Source organism: Chitinophaga pollutisoli, from assembly GCF_038396755.1.
Lineage (GTDB): Bacteria > Bacteroidota > Bacteroidia > Chitinophagales > Chitinophagaceae > Chitinophaga > Chitinophaga pollutisoli.
Map to the genome: position 1 here is coordinate 89,732 of NZ_CP149822.1, position 20,197 is coordinate 109,928.

Genomic DNA, 20,197 nt, shown 5'->3' on the forward strand with positions numbered 1-20,197 from the left:
GTTTGTTGACTAACTAAATAGAAAAACTAAAAATAAAAAGTTTGCCCATAAAACGGTTGTCCCGCCCACAGTTTTAACTTTTCATTTTTAATTTTTCCCGGACTTATTTTACGCCTAAAAGCTGGTGATATAACTGGAGGTAGTCCGCCAGGTCTTCGTTATCCTTCTTGTACGGCAAGATTATCTTGCCTTTTTCCGCTTTCACTTCCTCGATGATCTTTTTATCCACCTTCTCTCCTGCCATGATCACGGCGTCGGCGAACTTTGCGGCGCCACGGTTCAGGGCTCCGTTAGTGCCTTCTTTGTAAAGATCCAGGTCTTTTTCCTTAATCTGGTTGCTGATGATCGCTTTTTTGATGAAGGTAGCGCCCAGTTTATCCTTGAAGCTGTTGGGCTCCATGGAGAAAACCGTCTTCGTTTGCGAAAACACCGGCTCCTTCTTATACGCAGTTTTCAGGTAAACCGGTATCAGTGAGGTCATCCATCCGCTGCAATGAATGATGTCCGGCGGCCAGCCAAACTTCTTCACGGTTTCCAATGCGCCCTTGCAGAAAAATACCATCCGGGCGGCGTTGTCATCGAAAAACGCGCCGTCGTCGTCGGCAAACACGTTCTTTCGCTTGAAATAATCTTCGTTGTCCAGGAAATAAACCTGCAGCCGCGCATTGGGGAGCGAGGCCACTTTGATGATCAAAGGGTAATCGTCACCGTCTATAACGATGTTGATCCCCGACAGTCTTACCACTTCATGTAACCGATGCCTGCGTTCGTTGATACTCCCAAACCTCGGCATGATAACCCTCACCTCCAGGCCCGCCTCATTCGACTTGATCGCCATTTTATTGACCATGTCTGCATATGCTGTTAAATCCAGATAAGGAGACATTTCCTGGGCAATAAAAAGAATTCTTTTCTTTGTGGACATTTATTGCTGATTATTAATGCAGTTATTTTTAATTTGGCTTGCAAAACTACGAAATTTTTAGGTAATACTGGCCAAATTGTCACTTTTAACATCCTTTTAAGCAAAGGTTTATGTACTTATTCAAGCGGGTAGCGGATCTCGGGCAGGCGCTGGGACAGGAAAAAAAGGCAGGAAAACGGATTGGTTTCGCCCCCACCATGGGCGCCCTTCATCAAGGGCACATCTCCCTTATCCAATCAGCCAAACAGGAAACGGACATCGTTGTAGCGAGCATATTCGTCAATCCTACCCAGTTCAACGACCCGAAAGACTTCGAAAAATACCCGTCTACCCTCGAACAGGACATCCTCCTCCTTACCGCCGCCGGTGTAGATTATCTCTTTCTCCCCTCCGTGGCGGAAATGTACCCCGCCGGACCGGACGCTGAACACCCCCACTACGATTTCGGATATATCGAATCCGTGCTGGAAGGGGCCTACCGCCCCAACCATTTCCAGGGAGTCGGTATCATCGTTCATAAGTTACTGGAGGCCGTCCGGCCCGACGATCTGTTCATGGGCCAAAAAGATTTTCAGCAATGCATGATTGTCAAACGGTTACTGGAGATCACCGGCAGTTCTACGCAATTACACATATGCCCCACCCTCCGCGAGGCCGACGGCCTTGCCATGAGCAGCCGCAACATGCGCCTCACGCCCGGACAGCGGGCTACTGCCGTGGAAATCAGCCGCACGCTTCAATGGGTGAAAGATAACCTGGGAACCCGCCCCTTCTCCGGGCTCCGCGCCGAAGGGCTCGCCCGCCTGGAAGATGCGGGTTTTGCACCCGATTACCTGGAACTGGCCTCCGGGAACGACCTCCGTTTGCTGGATGCGCCGGAAGACGGCCCCATGGCTATTCTCGTGGCTGCCAGGCTGGGAGATATCCGGTTGATTGACAATATGACCGTCGGCAGCTAGGTTATTTAAAGGAAATTCCTCTACCTTTGCGGACTACACCAGAAATATGCTGATCGAAGTATTAAAATCTAAGATTCACCGCGCGGTTATCACGGAAGCCAATCTGAACTACGTGGGCAGCATCACCATCGACGAAGATCTGATGGATGCCGCCAACCTGATCGCCAATGAGAAAGTGCAGGTCGTGAACGTGAATAACGGAGAGCGCCTCGAAACTTATATTATCAAAGGCAAACGCGGATCCGGCGTGATCTGTATGAACGGTCCGGCCGCGCGCCTGGTTGCCGTAGGCGATATTGTCATCATCATTTCCTACGCCACGATGGAATTCGAAGCGGCCAAAACATTCGTTCCCATCGCCGTTTTCCCGAAGGAAGGCAATAAATTATAATCCGCAACCCGCTCATCCTCCCCAGGTTTATGCCGAAATCGCTTAAAACATTCCTGCAGTTCGCTGTTTTTCTCGGCCTCGGTATTCTCATCATATGGTGGACGGTGCGCGGTTTTACGCCGCAACAGATCAACGAGATCAAGGAAGCCATGCGCCAGGGAAATTACTGGCTCCTGATCCCCGCCATGATCCTGGGTTTCGCCAGCCATTGGGTGCGCGCCCTCCGCTGGCGCCTCCTTTTTGCCCCACTGGGGTATGCTCCCAAAAAAGTCAATACGTTTTTCGCCGTGATGATCGGCTACCTCCTCAACCTCGCCGTTCCCCGGCTGGGTGAAGTAGCGCGCTGCGGGGTGCTGTCGCGGTATGAAAAGATACCGGTCGACCGCCTCGTGGGCACCATGATCGCCGAACGCGCCATCGACCTGTTGTGCCTCATCATTTTACTGACGGTGACCGTGCTGGTGCAGGTGGATGTAGTGGGTGCTTTTGTAAACGCATACATCTGGGTGCCGTTGTCCGGGAAATTCACCGGAGTGACTTTGGCAACCTGGGGGATCATCGCGCTGGGGGGCATGCTTTTCGTTGTGCTCATAGCCTGGTTGCTGCGCCGTTTCAAGCACACCAAAGCCGGCATCTCTTTCCATAACCTGCTCCGCGGCATCGTGGAAGGTATCTTGTCTGTCGGCAAACTGCGCGGCAAAGGCTGGTTCCTTTTTTATACCATGCTGATGTGGTTCCTCTATTTCTCGCAGGTCTACATCGCTTTCTGGTGCCTTGAAGAAACAATCGGGCTCGGCGTGAAAGCCGCCCTTTCCATCCTCGCATTCGGGAGCATCGGCATGATCGCCACACAGGGCGGCATCGGCGCCTACCAGTATATCGTGCAGCAAATCCTCATCCTCTACGGCATTTCCGCAACCATCGGTTTCGCTTTCGGCTGGATCATCTGGCTGGCGCAAACCGCGCTCATGCTCGTGCTCGGCCTTGGGAGCATGGCCGCCATTCCCGTCTACAATAAAAAACACCGCACGGATTCCCCTGACGCTGTCAACAAATGATGGCGGAATTACGTAATTTAATGGTAAGTTAACACGGCACGGATACTTGGCGACCGGGTTTTCCTCATTTTTGCCATTCATTTTTGCTGGCCTTGCCAACGCTCCAAAATCATGTGCATTTATGAGATCCGACTCTACCGCCGCCATATTACCGGCGCCCCTTAAAAACAAACCGGTGAAGAAGACGACGAAACTAAAGACGGCTTTTGCGAAAAAGAAAACGATTGTAAGGGATATCAGCTGGCTCTCGTTCAACGCCAGGGTTTTGCAGGAGGCAGCAGATACTACCGTGCCCCTCTACGAAAGACTTCGCTTTCTCGGCATATTTTCCAACAACCTCGACGAATTCTTCCGCGTACGCGTTGCCACGCTCAAGCGCATGGTCGCATTCGGCCGCAGCGCCCGCATGCACCTGGAAGAAAATCCGGAACTGATCCTGGAAGAAATCCAGTCCACCGTCATCACACAGCAACAGGAATTCGACCGTATCTGGAAGGAAATCGAAGAAGAACTGAAACGGGACCACATCTTCCTGCATACCGAAAAACAACTCAACCGCGAGCAGCAGAAATTCGTACAGAATTATTTTAACGACCACGTGCGGACAAACATTATTCCGCTCATGGTAGAATCCATACCCAACCTGCCCTACCTGCGCGATAAATCCATCTACCTGGCCGTGGTGCTGGCGAAGGAAGACAATTCCGTGCGGCAGACGTACGCGCTGATTGAAATCCCCACCACTGTACTGCCCCGTTTCCTCATCCTGCCCAGCAAAGAAGGCGAGCACGATATTATGTTGATGGAAGACGTGATCCGCTTCAACCTGCCGCATATCTTCTCCTATTTCGGGTACGACAAGTTCAGTTCCTCCATCATCAAAGTTACGCGGGATGCGGAGCTGGATATTGATAACGATATCGCCACTCCGCTCATTCACCAGCTGGAAAAGGGGCTGAAAGCGCGGCGCAAGGGCAAACCGGTACGTTTTATTTACGATCACCAGATCGATCCGTACCTCCTCGAGTTCCTCATCCGCCGCCTGGGCCTTTCGAAAAAGGACAACCTCCTCCCCGGCGGGCGTATCCATAACTTCAAAGACTTCATGGATTTCCCGGATGAAGTTTTTACCCGCGAGCGCATGCGCCGCAAAACCCTCATCCATCCCCTGTTTCAGAACGTTCCGAGCGTAATGAGCGTGATCCGCGAACAGGACGTGATGCTTCATACGCCCTACCATTCTTTCGATACCATTATCGACCTGCTCCGGGAAGCCGCGATGGACCCGCAGGTGACTACCATTAAAATCACCGCTTACCGTCTGGCCAAAAACAGCCGTATTATCAACGCGCTTATCAACGCTGTGCGTAATGGCAAACAAGTGTCGGTGGTGCTGGAGCTTCGCGCGCGGTTTGATGAAGAAGCGAATCTGAAATGGAAAGAAAGATTGGAGGAAGAAGGCGTGAAAGTGATCTACGGCGTGCCGGGGATGAAAGTACACGCCAAAATCTGCGTCATTAAGAAACGCAGCGGCAACTCCACCGTGCAGTACGGTTTTGTTAGCACCGGGAACCTTAACGAGCGCACCGCCAAAGTATACGGCGACCACTGCCTGCTGACGAGCGACCGCGGCATCATGGCCGATATCAACCGGATTTTCCGCTACCTGGAAAGCCCCCGGCACGACGAGCGAATTCTCCTGCAGTGCAAAACCCTGCTGGTGAGCCCGCATAATATGCGCAAGTCGTACCTCCGCCTGATCGACAGGGAAATCCGCAACGCCCGCCATAAAAAGCCCGCGGCCATAACGCTGAAAATGAACTCCCTGTCCGACGATATCATGATCGAAAAGCTGTACGAAGCAGCCCGTGCCGGCGTGGACGTAAAACTGATCATCCGCGGCATCTGCTGCGCCTATACGTCGAACAAGAAGTGGAAGAAAGACATCGAAGCCATCAGCATCGTGGATGAGTACCTGGAACATGCCCGGGTATTTGTATTCCATAACGGAGGGCAGGAAAAGGTATACATCGCCTCGTCGGACTGGATGACGCGCAACCTCGACCACCGCGTGGAAGCCGCGGTGGAGATCGTGGATCCGGTGATCCGGCAGGAGCTGATCGAGATACTGAATATACAGCTGTTGAGCAATGTGAAAGTGCGTATCCTGGACAACGAACAGCAGAACGCATACAAGCACACGCCGGGGCGGAAAGTCCGGGCGCAGCTGGAGATTTTCAAATATCTGCACGACAAAACCTATAATTGATCCGGAAGCGGGAGAATTCCCTCCTGTTTTAATATCTTTGACGCATCGGTACACCAAAACCGCCTGATGACGGAATGAAGCTTGCAGCCATAGATATCGGATCGAATGCGGCGCGCCTCCTGATCACGGAAGCGTCGCCCAAGGCCAACGGAGAAATGGATTTCACCAAAGTGAACCTCGTGCGCGTTCCCCTGCGCCTGGGGATGGACGTATTCGCCACCGGCACCATTTCACCGCAAAGGGCCGAGAGCTTCGTCAACACCATCAAAGCCTACAAACTCCTGCTCGACGTTTACGAAGTAAAATACCTCAAAACAGCCGCCACTTCCGCCATGCGCGACGCCTCAAACGGCGCAGAGATCCTGGAAAGGGTGAAGCGGGAAACAGGTATGGAAATTAAAGTGATCTCCGGGCAGGAAGAAGCCAATTACATTTACGAAAACCACATCGCCGAGAACCTCGATAAAACGCGGGGATATCTCTATATCGACGTTGGCGGTGGCAGTACGGAACTGACGTTTTTCAACGGCAACCGCCTCATATTTAAAGAATCTTTCAATATCGGCACCATCCGCCTGCTGCAGGGAAAGGTGAGCGAAGACCACTGGCAGCAGATGAAGGAATTCCTCCGCGTGCACCTCAAAGGCTACAACCAGGTGGTGGCCATCGGTTCGGGGGGCAACATCAACAAGGTGTTTTCCCTTTCCAAGAAGAAAGAAGGCAAGCCGCTGACGCTGGACCTGCTGAAGGATTATTACAAGGAATTCAGCAGCTTCACGGTGGAAGAACGCATCCATCTATACAACCTCCGGGAAGACCGTGCAGACGTGATCGTGCCCGCGTTGCAGATATACGTGAATGTGATGCGCTGGACCGACATCCAGGAGATCTTCGTTCCGAAGATAGGCCTGGCCGACGGGCTGGTGCGCGCCCTCTACAAGGAGATTTCGGCCATGGCCACGCCGTAGGTCAAAAAAATGTAGGCAAATCCGTTAAATATTCCAACCTTTGTGCCGCTTCGGGCATTGGGCCCGGCGTAAATACGTACTGCAATGTCTGCTGTAAACAAAGAAATCAAACGCATCACCACACATGTGCTGCAAAAGATGAAAACGGACGGAGAGAGGATTTCCATGCTGACCGCCTATGATTTTTCCATGGCCCGTATTTTCGACGACGCGGGCATAGACATCCTGCTGGTGGGCGATTCCGCTTCCAACGTGATGGCCGGTCATGAAACCACCCTTCCCATTACCCTCGATCAAATGATTTACCACGCAGCCTCGGTGGTGCGCGCCATCAAACGCAGCTTCGTGGTGGTGGATCTCCCCTTCGGCTCTTACCAGGGCAATTCCAAAGAAGCGCTTATTTCCACCATCCGGATCATGAAAGAAACCGGCGCACATGGTGTAAAAATCGAAGGCGGTGAAGAGATCATCGAATCGGTGAAAAGGATCATCAGCGCAGGCGTCCCCGTGATGGGCCACCTGGGTCTTACGCCACAGAGCATCTATAAATTCGGTACCTACGCCGTGCGCGCCACGGAAGACGCCGAGGCCGACAAGCTTATCCGCGACGCCATGCTCCTCCAGGAGGCCGGCGCATTCGCCATCGTACTGGAGAAAATCCCGGCCCAGCTTGGCAAAAAAGTCTCCGAAGCGCTTACCATCCCCACCATCGGTATCGGCGCCGGTAAATATGTGGATGGCCAGGTGCTCGTGATGCACGACATGCTGGGGATCAACAAGGAATTCAAGCCCCGCTTCCTGCGCCGGTACCTCAACCTGTACGACGAAATCCTCGGCGCTACCAAAAACTACATCAGCGACGTAAAAGCGAAAGATTTCCCGAACGACAACGAGCAATACTAGAAAAACGCATTGTAGCAATACCTGAAGGCCGTATCCTTATCCGATACGGCCTTTTCTATGCCACGGAACCAGGAAGATAAAATACAATCTATCCCAAGCCACTAACTCTTTTGTTCAAATACTTAGCTACTACGGTTACAGTACGGTATCTGTACTGTATCAGTACTGCGCTTACCCCGTGTCTCTATGTAACGTATAAAGAAAACCAGGAACCGCACCCGGGAAGCCGGCGAAATCATGATATTATTTTTACCCGTCAGCTAATTCCCCGGCATTTATTATATTCGCTTTCGTGAATGCCATGATCAACATACAACTTTCACTACTTTCGTACCTGCGCAGCACCTGCTCGCACGTGCCATGAGCCTGCGTTTACCCCGCAATCTGCATATCACCCATACTTTTTTACAAAATCCAAGCTGATGACAACACTGGAAACAGTATTGAACGGACTGATGAGCCGTTACCAGGAGCGCGTCCCGGACGTGGGCGCCATCATCAAAGCCATGATCCGCGAAGGCATCATCGCCAAAGCCGCCGACATTGAAAACGATCACATCGCTTTCCGGACCCTCGGCGTGCCCCACCTCGGTATCCAGTCGCTCGAGAAGATTTTCCTTCATTACGGCTACCGTAAAATGGATTATTACAAATTCGCGGAAAAGAAACTCGACGCTTACTGGTACGCGCCGCCATCAGACAACTTCCCGCGGATCTTCATTTCCGAGCTTCGCGTGAAGGACCTGTCCCCTGCCGCGCAACAGATTATCCATAGTTATACCGACGAGGTTACATCCGACCCGGTAGATGCCCTCAACCTCGACGATGCCGCTGCCGTAGACCATTTCCTGCACAGCGGGTTATGGCGTACGCCAACCTATGCCGATTTCCGGCAACTTGCGGCGGAAAGCGAGTATGCGGGATGGGTGATTTACAATCGATACTACCTCAATCACTTCACTGTAAGCGTACATAATTTACCCGCAGGATATAACACCGTAGCGGATTTCAATAGTTTTCTGGAGAAGGAAGGCTTCCGGCTCAACGATTCCGGTGGTAAAATAAAGACCAGTCCGGACAGTGCGTTGCTGCAAAGCAGTACTGTGGCGCGGATGATCGAAGCGGAGTTCGCGGGTGGTGAAAAACACGAGATCGCCGGGTCGTACGTGGAGTTTGCGGAAAGAAGGGTGCTGCCGCAGTTTGCGCACCTGGCTCCCGCCGATATCCGCAGGGAACACCGGTGCGAAGGTTTTGAAGCGAACAATGCGGACAAAATCTTCGAAAGCACCTACTCGACGCAAACGGGCAAACAAGGTTAGTGCGGAAGCCGGTCTTTCACCAAACCGTACACCCAGGTACCCGCGATGGCGCTGAACAAGGTGACGATCACGACGGTAAACCCACTGCCGATCTGCGCGAAAAGCGGTCCCGGACAGGCGCCGGTAATGGCCCATCCCAGCCCGAAGATCAGTCCGCCGAAGATGTTGCCGAGGTGGAAAGGCTTCTTCCGGATCACGATCTCCTCCCCGTTCATGCTGCGCCAGCCCATCTTTTTGATGAGCATTACGCCCAGCATCGCGGTAACGATGGCACTGCCGATGACGCCATACATGTGAAAGGATTCGAGCCGGAACATTTCCTGGATACGGAACCAGGAAATCACTTCCGCCTTTACGAGGATAATGCCGAAAAGCATCCCGGCGATGAGGAATTTCGCGTTTTTCATAAGAGCAGCCAGCGCATGAGAGGTGGTAAAATAAGGTTCGACATGGCGAAACCGCCCGTCATAAAGCAAAGTGTAGCCACCAGCGAAGGCCACTGCAAGGTGGCTATGCCGTAAATGGAATGGCCGGATGTGCAACCTCCCGCGTAGCGCGTTCCGAAACCCACCAGGAATCCGCCGGCTACGAAAAACAGGAGGCCCGTACCGCTGAAGGCGTTGCCCCAGTGAAAGATATCGCCAGGCAGCAGTTCGTCGAATTCCTGCACCCCGTTCTTCCGCAAGGCGGCGATGGTAGCAGGATTCAGGTCCACCGGTTCGCCGTTGTTCAAAAACAACAGCACGAGCAGCGCACCCAGGGTGATGCCACCCACGAACCAAAGATTCCAGCTTTCTTTTTTCCAGTCATACTGAAAAAACGGAATTTTGCCGGGAAGACAGGCCGCACAAATATGCCGGAGCGACGACGAGATGCCCAGCGCCTTATTGCCGATCAGCATCAGCAACGGGACAGACAAACCGATCAGTGGTCCGGCGATATACCAGGGCCAGGGAGACTTTAAAAAGTTCATGAACGAAATTTACAAAAAACACAAGCAAGATGGAGCAGATTCTGCAACAATTCGGCATTGCCGGTACTAACAGCGGCGTTTCCACCGGTAGCAACATATTGAAAGCCGGCGGGTCCGAAATCGTGTCCTTTTCGCCGGTCGACGGCCGTGAAATCGCCAAAGTGACGGCTGCTTCACGGGATAATTACGAGGAAGTGGTTAAAACGGCCCAATCTGCCTTTGAGGCCTGGCGTTTATGGCCGGCGCCCCGGCGCGGCGAGGTAGTCCGCCAGCTGGGCGAAGCCCTTCGCGCCGACAAGGAAGCCCTCGGCCGCCTTGTTTCCTATGAAATGGGCAAGAGCCTCCAGGAAGGGTACGGGGAGGTACAGGAGATGATCGATATCTGCGACTTCGCGGTTGGCCTGAGCCGCCAGTTGCACGGCCTCACCATGCATTCGGAGCGCCCCGGCCACCGGATGTACGAACAATGGCATCCCCTCGGCATCGTAGGCATTATTTCCGCTTTTAATTTCCCGGTGGCGGTTTGGAGCTGGAACTCCATGCTAGCCTGGGTTTGCGGCGACGTTTGCATCTGGAAACCATCCGAAAAAACGCCGCTGACCGCCCTGGCCTGCCAGCATATCGCCGCCAAAGTATTTGCCGCGAACGGCGTCCCCGAAGGCGTTTCCTGCCTCGTAACGGGCGACCGCGCCGTGGGTGAATGGATGTCGGCCGACGGGCGCGTGCCGCTCGTTTCCGCTACCGGTTCCACCCGCATGGGCAAGGCCGTGGGCGCTGCCGTGGGCGCCAGGCTCGGGCGGGCGTTGCTCGAACTGGGCGGCAACAACGCCATCATCATTTCTAAAGACGCAGACCTCGATATGTCGCTCATCGGCTGCGTATTCGGCGCCGTGGGCACGGCGGGCCAGCGTTGCACCTCCACGCGCAGGCTCATCATCCACGACAGCGTGTACGACGCCTTCAAAGCCAAACTCGTGAGCGCATACAAACAACTGCGTATCGGTGATCCGCTGGACGAGCAAAACCACGTGGGCCCACTGATCGATAAAGACGCCGTACAGGCTTACCTGAAAGCCATTGAGGCTTGTAAACAGGAAGGCGGCACCTTCGCCGTGGAAGGTGGGGTGCTGGAAGGCACGGGCTACGAATCGGGCTGCTACGTGAAACCCGCCATCGCGGAAGTGAAGAATGACTTCAAGATCGTACAGCACGAAACCTTCGCCCCTATCCTTTACCTGATCCGCTATTCCGATCTGGATGAAGCGATCGCGCTGCAGAACGGGGTACCTCAGGGCTTGTCGTCCGCCATCATGACGCTGAACCTCCGGGAAGCCGAGCAATTCCTTTCGCAGGCGGGTTCCGACTGCGGGATCGCCAATGTCAACATCGGTACGAGCGGCGCGGAAATCGGCGGCGCTTTCGGTGGCGAAAAAGAAACAGGCGGCGGCCGCGAAAGCGGATCCGATGCCTGGAGGGCTTATATGCGCCGGCAAACCAATACCATCAACTACAGCACCAAATTACCGTTGGCGCAGGGCATTAAATTCGACCTGTAACCAATTACGGAGAAAATATCCGATCCCTCCGGGCGCCTTTGCCCGGAGGGATTTTTTTATGGCATCAAAAAAAGCCGGATTACTCCGGCTCATTAAGGATATCGGGATGATGAACAAGCTATGTATTCCCGGCCGGGAAAGGCCCGGACTGGAAGTATGCACGGACCATCTGGGAGGGCCTTAAAAACCAAAACGGTTGGGTTTGACCTTACGCATCAGCGCTGGCATACATTGTAACAAACAGCTGCCATTGATGGAATAAAGCGGAAAAGGCAGCATCATCCCGCTGGGATATCATGAGTAGCAATTCGGGCTCGTTGTATGTACAGGAAACTGTCAACGGGCTAAAAATAGCAGAACTTCATGGCCATGCAAATACATAGCGGAAAAGTTGCAGACAGAAAAAAGGTGCGGGGAAAACACGGTTGGCAAAAGTGTGACGGGCAAGAGAGTAGCGGGGTTGGAGAACCCCGCTTTTTCGTTAAACGGAAACCATGCTTATGAGAAAGCGTGAATTGCAGGGATGCAGATTTCACACTCTCTGAGCCAAATATTACACTTTTTTTGAAAATTCATATTCAACTTTTGTGCTACCGCCTCACCTTTATATAAAACATTGACGATCAACACTTCTCCAAATAAGCCTGTATTCGGTTTCATCGATTTTTTCTTTATTCCGAGCATTCCGGCCATTTTTTCGATACTGGTACCTGGCGCGCATACCACGATGGTTTTCCCCTCGTTTTTGGCCATCATCACGCTCAGGATATGCCGCATGCCTGCCTCATCGGTGGCGCTGGCGTCGTAAAAATAGGCTACCTCCTGCCCTTTCGACCTGGCAAGCGGCTGCACCGTGGCCACCAGGCAGGAGCGGTATGGTGCGTATATCGCTTTAATGTCTTCGTTTTCCAGGAAACGTACCAGCAGGCTCGCCTGGTCGCGACCTGTGGCGGTGAGCACGCCGTTGTTTTCCTCGGCGCAGTTCACGAAAATGACCGTGGTGGTCGCCCGGGGAGTGTTGTCCACTTCGGGTGTGCCAGCTAGTAAGGCCAGCGTCATTAAAATGGTTGTCATCATGGCGGAAAATTTTGAGTGAATGGAAAAGGTTACATACGAGTTTGTGAATTAGTGAACGAAATGTTAAACCCTGCAACGATTCCGGTTAAAATGAGAATCTTTGCGGCTTTTACGTCAGATATGGTAAAATTAGACGATCCGAAGGGGTGATCAGGAGGATAAGTGACTAATGGGGCTATAAATGGGGCGAATTGGCAGAGCTGGACAAGCAGGGTACGCGAAGTTGTCTGGTGAATGGCAGACCAATGGTCCGCCTGCAAAGCCACTCACCACATCCGGGTAGCTGTTATAACGCATTTACCATATCTTTAACGAATTGCGGTATCTGAATTGCAAACCAATCTGGAAAATTTGAACAATACAATGAAAAGCATCTGCAGAGCCCTGGCCATTGGAGCAAGTGTAGCCATGTTGATTACCACCCAAGGATACGGACAAGCCAAACCCTCCGTTCCCAAAAACTGGCAGTTGCTGAGTTATGAGGCCGACAGCGTTTACGGCATCGGCGTGGAAAAAGCATACCGCGAACTGCTCAAGGGCAAAACCGGCAAAACAGTGATCGTAGCCGTTATCGATTCCGGCGTAGACACCACCCACGAAGACCTCCGCTCCATCCTCTGGCGCAACCCCAACGAAATTCCCGGTAACAACATCGACGACGACGGCAATGGTTATGTCGACGATATCTATGGCTGGAACTTCCTCGGTGCCAAGGACGGCTCTTCCGTGAAGGAAGATTCAGACGAGGCTACCCGTGAATTTTACCGCTATAAACGCCTGTACGGCGACCCGGATTCCGCGCTGCAGCCAGGCACTAAGGAATATGCTTACTGGGCGCGGCTGAAAGACCGCAGCCAGAAGCCTTCCACCCAGGCTAAAACCGACTATAAAATGATGCTCAAAGTGCAGGAAAACCTCCTGAAATGCGAGAGCGTCCTCAGCGAATATCTTAAAACAAACAATTTCACGAAAGAACAGCTCGATACCCTTCGCAACGGGGATTCCGACGTGATGTTCGCCCGCGGTTTCGCCCTGCGCCTGCTCAGCAGCACCGGTGAAGAAGGAATGACTTACCAGGCCCTTAAAAACGATCTGGGAGAATACATTAAGGAACTTAAAAAGAAAGCGGAAGTAACCGGCACCGAACCCGTTGACAAACGTACCACTATCGTTGGCGATAACATCAACGACATCAACGATCGTTATTACGGAAACAACGACGTTCAGGGACAGTTCGCTTTCCACGGTACGCACGTTTCCGGTATCATCGGCGCAGTGCGCAACAACGATGCGGGGATGGACGGTGTCGCGGATAACGTACGCATCATGACTGTGAAAGTGGTGCCCGAAGGTGACGAACGTGATAAAGATGTGGCGCTCGGTATCCGTTATGCTGTAGACAACGGCGCGCAGATCATCAACATGAGCTTCGGTAAAGGCTTCTCTCCCCAGAAACAATGGGTAGACGATGCGATCCGTTACGCGCAGGAAAAAGGTGTTCTGCTTGTACATGCAGCGGGCAATGATGGCGCCAACAACGACGAAACCGAAAACTACCCGAAAGATACTTTCGAGGATGGAAAGGAAGCCGATAACATGATCACGGTAGGCGCATCCAGCAACGGGCGCGTCGGCAGCAAGATCGCCGGCTTCAGCAACTACGGCAAAAAGGAAGTGGACGTATTCGCTCCCGGTGTGCAGATTTACTCCACCGTTCCCGGCGGCGATAAATATGGCAGCGCCAGCGGTACTTCCATGGCATCGCCTGTGGTAGCCGGCCTTGCAGCCATGATCCTCTCCTACTACCCCGATCTCAGCGCCCGCCAGCTGAAGCAGATCATCGAAAAATCCGCCACGCCCCTGCCCGATGGGCAGAAGGTGAACAAACCAGGCGCTAAAGACGAGGAGATCGATTTCTCCGAGCTTTCCAAATCCGGCGGCATGGTGAACGCATACGAAGCCCTCAAGCTCGCTGCCAAAACCAAAGGCGAAAACGTAAAAAAGAACAAGGGTAAGGTGAATCTCAAGAAAGACTAAAATTCACGGAAGCTTACGCTTCCCGCAAAATAACAAGGCACATGGCACTGAAAGCATTTTTTCAGCACCATGTGCCTTCTGTTTTTGCAGGATGTAAACCAACATTAATAGTTTTTTACCATTATTGCCCATTTCCTTTTTTAATGTCGTGATTTCTACTATTTTGTTTTAGTTGTTAGATCATTACACGTAATCCCGTTTACGTAATTGTTTGGAGCGTTAGATATCCTATTGTTATTCACGTTATTTGTAAAACCAGAAAAAACCAAGTTACCGTCAGATTTCTTTACCAGGCACTGTAGCAGTGAATTGCATTAGCAGCGATATGGCAATGCCGTGCCCGCATTCGACCTGAATTTTACTTCATTCCACAACCCTTCCCGGCGAGGGAAAAATTCGGTGCCCCGCACACGGAAAGGGAGACTATTTGCCTGAATCATCTTGTCAATAATCATCCAATTCAACCAAATCAACATTAACAGTCGTATTAAACCAATTTTCTGGAATCTTAACACCCGTTGCAAATGAACAAACTATAACCATGCACAGCATTCCCGCGGATGCTATTGTTGCTATGCCTCATATGGGCACAGCAGTCCTTTGGCCAACAGACGATCCCCGTCATTGGCACGGTTACGGACAATACCGGTCTTCCCCTACCCGGTGTAAGCGTGATCGTTATCGGCACCAAATCAGGAACTGCCACCGATCAAAACGGAAAGTTCGTCCTGGACGTAGCTTCCGGTGCTTTCCTTACGTTTAAGTTCGTCGGTTATACGGGCGACACCGTGAAGGTGAGCGAGCAAAACCGGGTGTTGAATATTCAGCTAAGGGCTGTGGAAACGCAGCTGTCTGATGTAGTGGTGACGGCATTCGGCAAAAAACAAATCAAAGAATCGGTAGTGGGATCGGTGGCTACCATCAAGCCGGAAAACCTGCGGACGGCCGGTAGTAATCTCACAAACGCACTTGCCGGGCAGGTGGCGGGCGTTATCGGTTTCCAGTCGAGCGGGCAACCAGGCCTGGATAACTCCAATTTCTTCATCCGTGGTGTTACCACGTTTGGCTACCGGCAAAACCCACTCATTCTCATCGATAACGTGGAGCTGGAAGCTAACGACCTCGCCCGCCTGCAGGTGAACGATATCGCCAGTTTTTCCATCCTCAAAGACGCCAGCGCCACGGCGTTATATGGTGCAAGGGGCGCGAACGGCGTGATCATCGTTACCACGAAAGAAGGCAAGGCCGGCAAGGCGAAATTGAGCGTTATCCTGGAGAACGCTATCACCCAGCCCACCAAAACCATTAAACTGGCCGACCCGATTACATACATGAAGCTGTACAACGAAGCCAGCACCACCAGGGACCCGCTCTCCCCCATCGTTTTCGACGCGGATAAGATTTACAATACCGAGCGCACACTCAACAAGGCGGAAGGAAGCAACCCCTATGTTTACCCGGCCGTTGACTGGATGGACATGCTGTTCAAGAAATCCGCCAGTACGCAGAAAGCGAACGTCAGCGTAAGCGGCGGCAGTGATGTTGCGCGTTATGCGGTTTTCGGATCGTTCAGTAACGACAATGGCATGCTCAAACGGAATGTAGCCAACAATTTCAACAACAACGTCAACTTCAAAAACTACCAGCTGCGTTCCAACGTTAATATTAACCTCACGAAGTCGACCGAAATGGTTATTCGTTTGTGGGGGAATTTCAATGATTACAACGGGCCGATTACCAACAGCGCGTCATTCTCCTCGGATCTCTACAGCGCAGCGATGCACACAAGCCCGGTTTTGTTTCCTGCCTATTTCGCGCCGGATTCCGCCAACCAGCTGACGCAGCATATCCTCTTCGGCAACTCCAGTATGGCAGGCAGTTCCACCGGCGGGGTCGGGTATTCCAATCCATATGCGCAAATGCTGAGAGGGTACAAACGGTTCGCCGAGTCGCGCATGTCGGCCACGCTGGAATTGCACCAGGACCTGGATTTCATTACACCCGGGCTGAAGGTGCACGGATTCTTCAACACCAACCGTTATTCCTACTTCGATAATTCAATGGCATATAATCCGTTTTATTACACGGTGCTGCCGCAAGATTATGACAGGGCCAATAACCGTTACACGCTTACCTGGCTTAATTCCCTTCCCGGAGGCGTATTCCAGGGAAGCCCCGGATCGGGTAACAATGGTGCGGCTACCGAGTACCTCGTGTATTCGCCCGGCAATAAAGACGCTAATACCTACCTCCGCTTCCAGGCGCAACTGGAGTATTCCAAGCAATTGGGCGACCACAACATTTCCAGCTCGCTCATCGGCTTCAGGGAACAACGGCTGGTGGCGAACGGAGTGGATCCGTTAACATCCGAGCCCAGCCTGCAATATTCCCTGCCTTACAGAAACCTCAACCTGGCGGGGCGTTTGGCCTATAACTATTCCAACCGGTATTTTGCGGAATTTAACTTCGGATATAATGGTTCGGAACGATTTTCGGAGAACAACCGCTTCGGCTTCTTCCCCACCATCGGCGCATCCTGGATGGTGTCCCGCGAGAAATTCTGGTCGGATAATATGCTGGATGTCGTAAGCTCGCTGAAACTCCGCGCCAGTTATGGTTTATCGGGGAATGACGACATCGGCCGCCAGCGCTTCTTCTACTTATCCGACGTAAACCTGACCGGTGGTAATGGCGCTACTTTCGGGCTGAACAACGGGTACGGCCGTCCGGGCGTTACGATCCGGAACTACGAAAACCGCGATGTGACCTGGGAAACCGCGGAAATTCTCAACACCGGGCTTGAAGTTTCGTTCCTGAAAGGGTTTGACCTGATCGCGGAGTACTTTACGCAGCACCGCCGCAACATTTTGATGAGCAGGAATATCCCATCGAGCATGGGGCTGGAAGCGCCTATCCTCACGAATGTAGGCACGGTGAAAGTGAAAGGGCTGGATCTCACCCTCAATTACAACCGCGACTTCAGCAGGAACTTCCGCGCGCAGCTCATGTCGAACTTCACGTATTCCAACAGCGCATACGGCATTTATGAGGAGCCCAAGTACGCGGAGCCCTGGAGGTATGTTTCGGGTACCATGCTTGGGCAACAACGCGGATATATCGCCGAACGGCTTTTCGTGGATGATAAAGAAGTGGCGGCTTCTCCCTCGCAGATCTTCGGTGGCAACCCTGTCAGGGGCGGCGATATCAAATACCGTGACCTCAACGGCGACGGCCGCATCACCGTGGCCGACCAGGCGCCCATCGGACTGCCGACCATCCCCCAGATCATGTACGGTTTCGGTTTTTCACTGAACTACAAAGGCCTGGAGATGAGCGCCCGCTTCCAGGGGCAAACGCGTGTTTCGTTCTTCATCGATCCCCGCTCCGTGAGCCCTTTCATCATCCCTCCTTCCCCGCAAATCCAAAGCCAGTCACAGGTGTTGCAGGCTTTTGCGGACGACCACTGGTCTGAGGAAAACCAAAACCTCTATGCTTTGTACCCCCGCCTCGGCGTCAGCGCACAATCCATCGAAAACAACCTTCAACCCAGCACCTGGTGGATGCGCGACGGCAGCTTCCTGCGGCTGAAAAGCGCGGAAGTCGGGTACGTACTGCCCATGAGCATCGTGAGCCGCATCGGGCTGAAATATTGCCGCCTGTACGTCAATGGCATGAACCTCTTCAATGTCTCCAAATTCGACCTGTGGGACCCCGAGCAAGGCGGCAACGGATTCAATTATCCCCTCCAGCGCGCCTATAACCTGGGTATCAACGTCAACCTATAAACCATGTCAAAAATGAAATACAATAGTCCATATACAAACATGAAAACGCTCTGCCGCCTTGCGCTGGGATGGGCGCTGCTGGCCGCTCCCGGGTGCAAACAATACCTCGACGTAACGCCCGAGAACGTCGGCACCATCGATTACGCTTTTCGTAACAGAAACGAGGCGGAGAATTATCTTTTCGCCTGCTACGGTACCCTGCAGGGCATGAGCAACGTGATCTACGACCCTGGTTTCACAACTTCGGCGGAGATCGTTTATCCCAACGATTTGTCGGAACGCCCGATCAACGACATCGGGTTCCAGCTCATCCGCGGCACCACGCAAAATATCTCCAACCCGGTGCTGAATTACTGGGACGGGTCCAACAGCGGCCTGAATATCTTCCAGGCGATCCGCCGCTGCAATATTATGCTGGAAAACATCGACAAGCCCATCGATCTCTCGAAGGGCGAAAAGGCCCGCTGGATCGCGGAAGTAAAATTCCTGAAAGGATATTACCACTATTTCCTGGCGCGCATGTACGGTCCTGTCCCTATTTATAAGGAAAATCAGAGCATCACAGCCCCCATCGAGGAAATCAGGGTGAAAAGGGCGCCGGTGGATTCCGTATTTGCGTATGCCGTGCAAATGATGGACGAAGCCATGCCGGAATTGCCGGTGCAAATCAGCAATTCGCCCCAGGAACTGGGCCGGATCACCAAACTGATCGCCATGTCCGTAAAAGCGGAAATCCTCGCCACGCAAGCCAGCCCGCTCTACAACGGCAATCCTGATTACGCCAATTTCAAGAATAAGGACGGACAGGCGCTGTTTTCCGCTACTGCCGACCCGGCAAAATGGAACAGGGCAGCCGAAGCCTGCAAAGCGGCCATCGACGAAGCGGCTACGCTCAACATGAAACTGTATACCTTCATCCAGCCGGCGAACCTGCCCAATATCAACGATTCCCTGCGCAGGGTACTCACGATCCAGAATGCAGTAACGGAAAAATGGGACCTGAACGCGGAAGTGATCTGGGCGTTGAACGGCAACTTCGGTTATCAGTCGTATTGCATCCCCCGCCTCACAGCGCTGGCAGTACAAAATTCAACCGCGGCCCCGAGCAGTTTCACCGTGCCGCTGTTTACCACCGACCTTTTCTATTCCGACAACGGTGTTCCTATCGATGAAGACAAGACCTGGGATTACTCCGGCCGTTTCGAGCTGCAGGCCGGCGATAACGCGAACCGGTATTACATCAAATCGGGTTACACAACTGTCCGGAATAATTTCAGGCGGGAGGCGCGTTACTATGCGAACATCGGTTTTGACGGCGGCGTTTGGTATGGCAACGGTGTAACCGATCCCAACAATCCCTTGTCCATCGAGGCGAAAGGCCCTACTTCCAAAGCCGGTCCCAAAGACCGTGTACGGATCAATATGCTGGCTATCTGGCCGAAAAAACTGGCCAATTACCTGACTGTTTTCAATGAAGGAGTGCAACAAACGGCGTTCCGCCTGCCGCGCTTCCGCCTGGCGGACCTATACCTGCTGTATGCGGAATGCCTGAACGAAGCCGGCGGCCCTTCGGCGGAGGCTTACCAGTACATTGACCTGGTGCGCGAAAGAGCCGGGCTGAAAGGTGTCGTGGAATCCTGGGCGCAGGCCAGCAGCCAGCCGAACAAGCCAGCTTCCAAAGACGGCCTCCGGGAAATCATCCACCGCGAACGGCGCGTAGAGCTGTGTTTCGAGGGTAAAGCGGGCTGGGACCTGCGCCGGTGGAAGGAAATGCTCACGGTGCTGTCGGCCCCCGTGCAAGGCTGGAGCATTTTCCAGAGCGGCAACGCCAATTTCTACACGCTCCAAACACTGTTTATCCCGGAAGTAAGCGTGCGGGATTATTTCTGGCCACTGTCGGACGCAGCCATGGCCAATAACCCCAACCTGGTGCAAACGCTCTACTGGTAATTCCATTCCATCAACTCAAATCAGCAA

The 20,197-nt window shown here is 52.9% G+C and carries 15 protein-coding genes; 11 read left to right on the top strand and 4 right to left on the bottom strand.

All coding sequences use genetic code 11. The features are described 5' to 3' along the window. Positions 1 to 103: 103 nt before the first annotated feature. A complete protein-coding gene (locus tag WJU16_RS00285) occupies positions 104 to 925 on the bottom strand; it encodes a glycogen/starch synthase (RefSeq protein ID WP_341836323.1) in 822 nt (273 codons plus the stop codon). 110 nt (positions 926 to 1,035) lie between these two features. Between WJU16_RS00285 and panC the strand changes: the two genes are divergently transcribed. The 7 genes from panC (at position 1,036) to WJU16_RS00320 (ending at position 8,792) form a co-directional block, all read left to right on the top strand. Further along, positions 1,036 to 1,884 (top strand): pantoate--beta-alanine ligase, encoded by an 849-nt coding sequence (gene panC, locus WJU16_RS00290; protein WP_341836324.1) that lies wholly within the window; start codon positions 1,036 to 1,038, stop codon positions 1,882 to 1,884. Between the two features lie 46 nt (positions 1,885 to 1,930). Further along, complete coding sequence (gene panD, locus WJU16_RS00295; protein ID WP_341836325.1) at positions 1,931 to 2,275, top strand: aspartate 1-decarboxylase; 345 nt, start codon at positions 1,931 to 1,933, stop codon at positions 2,273 to 2,275. A 29-nt stretch (positions 2,276 to 2,304) separates the two neighbouring features. Beyond that, positions 2,305 to 3,333: a lysylphosphatidylglycerol synthase transmembrane domain-containing protein gene (locus WJU16_RS00300; RefSeq protein ID WP_341836326.1), complete on the top strand. Its 1,029-nt coding sequence runs from the start codon at positions 2,305 to 2,307 to the stop codon at positions 3,331 to 3,333. A gap of 121 nt (positions 3,334 to 3,454) precedes the next feature. Next, positions 3,455 to 5,602 carry a polyphosphate kinase 1 gene (gene ppk1 / locus WJU16_RS00305; protein WP_341836327.1) on the top strand — a complete coding sequence of 716 codons (2,148 nt, stop codon included), beginning with the start codon at positions 3,455 to 3,457 and terminating at the stop codon, positions 5,600 to 5,602. A gap of 74 nt (positions 5,603 to 5,676) precedes the next feature. Beyond that, a complete protein-coding gene (locus tag WJU16_RS00310; protein WP_341836328.1) occupies positions 5,677 to 6,570 on the top strand; it encodes an exopolyphosphatase in 894 nt (297 codons plus the stop codon). Between the two features lie 84 nt (positions 6,571 to 6,654). Beyond that, positions 6,655 to 7,473, top strand: coding sequence for a 3-methyl-2-oxobutanoate hydroxymethyltransferase (gene panB / locus WJU16_RS00315; RefSeq protein ID WP_341836329.1), 819 nt, complete (start codon positions 6,655 to 6,657; stop codon positions 7,471 to 7,473). 422 nt (positions 7,474 to 7,895) lie between these two features. After that, positions 7,896 to 8,792 carry a DUF1338 domain-containing protein gene (locus WJU16_RS00320; protein WP_341836330.1) on the top strand — a complete coding sequence of 299 codons (897 nt, stop codon included), beginning with the start codon at positions 7,896 to 7,898 and terminating at the stop codon, positions 8,790 to 8,792. Here the strand turns inward: WJU16_RS00320 and WJU16_RS00325 are convergent. Both WJU16_RS00325 and WJU16_RS00330 read right to left on the bottom strand, forming a co-directional pair. Next, positions 8,789 to 9,199 (bottom strand): DUF6691 family protein, encoded by a 411-nt coding sequence (locus WJU16_RS00325; RefSeq protein WP_341836331.1) that lies wholly within the window; start codon positions 9,197 to 9,199, stop codon positions 8,789 to 8,791. The genes WJU16_RS00320 and WJU16_RS00325 overlap by 4 nt on opposite strands. Further along, positions 9,196 to 9,765, bottom strand: coding sequence for a YeeE/YedE thiosulfate transporter family protein (locus tag WJU16_RS00330; RefSeq protein WP_341836332.1), 570 nt, complete (start codon positions 9,763 to 9,765; stop codon positions 9,196 to 9,198). Before WJU16_RS00330 ends, WJU16_RS00325 begins: the two co-directional genes overlap by 4 nt. Before the next feature lie 29 nt (positions 9,766 to 9,794). Between WJU16_RS00330 and WJU16_RS00335 the strand changes: the two genes are divergently transcribed. Further along, positions 9,795 to 11,321: an aldehyde dehydrogenase family protein gene (locus WJU16_RS00335; RefSeq protein WP_341836333.1), complete on the top strand. Its 1,527-nt coding sequence runs from the start codon at positions 9,795 to 9,797 to the stop codon at positions 11,319 to 11,321. A gap of 498 nt (positions 11,322 to 11,819) precedes the next feature. Here the strand turns inward: WJU16_RS00335 and WJU16_RS00340 are convergent, their stop codons facing one another. Beyond that, positions 11,820 to 12,398 carry a hypothetical protein gene (locus tag WJU16_RS00340; protein ID WP_341836334.1) on the bottom strand — a complete coding sequence of 193 codons (579 nt, stop codon included), beginning with the start codon at positions 12,396 to 12,398 and terminating at the stop codon, positions 11,820 to 11,822. Positions 12,399 to 12,761: 363 nt separating this feature from the next. On the opposite strand from WJU16_RS00340, the gene WJU16_RS00345 reads away from it, so the two are divergent. The 3 genes from WJU16_RS00345 (at position 12,762) to WJU16_RS00355 (ending at position 20,170) form a co-directional block, all read left to right on the top strand. Then, positions 12,762 to 14,435 (top strand): S8 family peptidase, encoded by a 1,674-nt coding sequence (locus WJU16_RS00345; RefSeq protein ID WP_341836335.1) that lies wholly within the window; start codon positions 12,762 to 12,764, stop codon positions 14,433 to 14,435. A gap of 560 nt (positions 14,436 to 14,995) precedes the next feature. Continuing rightward, complete coding sequence (locus WJU16_RS00350) at positions 14,996 to 18,220, top strand: TonB-dependent receptor (RefSeq protein ID WP_341836336.1); 3,225 nt, start codon at positions 14,996 to 14,998, stop codon at positions 18,218 to 18,220. Between the two features lie 39 nt (positions 18,221 to 18,259). Continuing rightward, positions 18,260 to 20,170, top strand: a complete 1,911-nt coding sequence (locus WJU16_RS00355; protein WP_341836337.1) for a RagB/SusD family nutrient uptake outer membrane protein — start codon at positions 18,260 to 18,262, stop codon at positions 20,168 to 20,170. Positions 20,171 to 20,197 lie beyond the last annotated feature (27 nt).

What these genes read in the sequence shown, in the direction of transcription:
- WJU16_RS00285 (WP_341836323.1), bottom strand. Translation starts at nt 925, where the DNA reads ATGTCCACAAAGAAAAGAATTCTTTTTATTGCCCAGGAAATGTCTCCT.
- panC (WP_341836324.1), top strand. Translation starts at nt 1,036, where the DNA reads ATGTACTTATTCAAGCGGGTAGCGGATCTCGGGCAGGCGCTGGGACAG.
- panD (WP_341836325.1), top strand. Translation starts at nt 1,931, where the DNA reads ATGCTGATCGAAGTATTAAAATCTAAGATTCACCGCGCGGTTATCACG.
- WJU16_RS00300 (WP_341836326.1), top strand. Translation starts at nt 2,305, where the DNA reads ATGCCGAAATCGCTTAAAACATTCCTGCAGTTCGCTGTTTTTCTCGGC.
- ppk1 (WP_341836327.1), top strand. Translation starts at nt 3,455, where the DNA reads ATGAGATCCGACTCTACCGCCGCCATATTACCGGCGCCCCTTAAAAAC.
- WJU16_RS00310 (WP_341836328.1), top strand. Translation starts at nt 5,677, where the DNA reads ATGAAGCTTGCAGCCATAGATATCGGATCGAATGCGGCGCGCCTCCTG.
- panB (WP_341836329.1), top strand. Translation starts at nt 6,655, where the DNA reads ATGTCTGCTGTAAACAAAGAAATCAAACGCATCACCACACATGTGCTG.
- WJU16_RS00320 (WP_341836330.1), top strand. Translation starts at nt 7,896, where the DNA reads ATGACAACACTGGAAACAGTATTGAACGGACTGATGAGCCGTTACCAG.
- WJU16_RS00325 (WP_341836331.1), bottom strand. Translation starts at nt 9,199, where the DNA reads ATGAAAAACGCGAAATTCCTCATCGCCGGGATGCTTTTCGGCATTATC.
- WJU16_RS00330 (WP_341836332.1), bottom strand. Translation starts at nt 9,765, where the DNA reads ATGAACTTTTTAAAGTCTCCCTGGCCCTGGTATATCGCCGGACCACTG.
- WJU16_RS00335 (WP_341836333.1), top strand. Translation starts at nt 9,795, where the DNA reads ATGGAGCAGATTCTGCAACAATTCGGCATTGCCGGTACTAACAGCGGC.
- WJU16_RS00340 (WP_341836334.1), bottom strand. Translation starts at nt 12,398, where the DNA reads ATGATGACAACCATTTTAATGACGCTGGCCTTACTAGCTGGCACACCC.
- WJU16_RS00345 (WP_341836335.1), top strand. Translation starts at nt 12,762, where the DNA reads ATGAAAAGCATCTGCAGAGCCCTGGCCATTGGAGCAAGTGTAGCCATG.
- WJU16_RS00350 (WP_341836336.1), top strand. Translation starts at nt 14,996, where the DNA reads ATGCTATTGTTGCTATGCCTCATATGGGCACAGCAGTCCTTTGGCCAA.
- WJU16_RS00355 (WP_341836337.1), top strand. Translation starts at nt 18,260, where the DNA reads ATGAAAACGCTCTGCCGCCTTGCGCTGGGATGGGCGCTGCTGGCCGCT.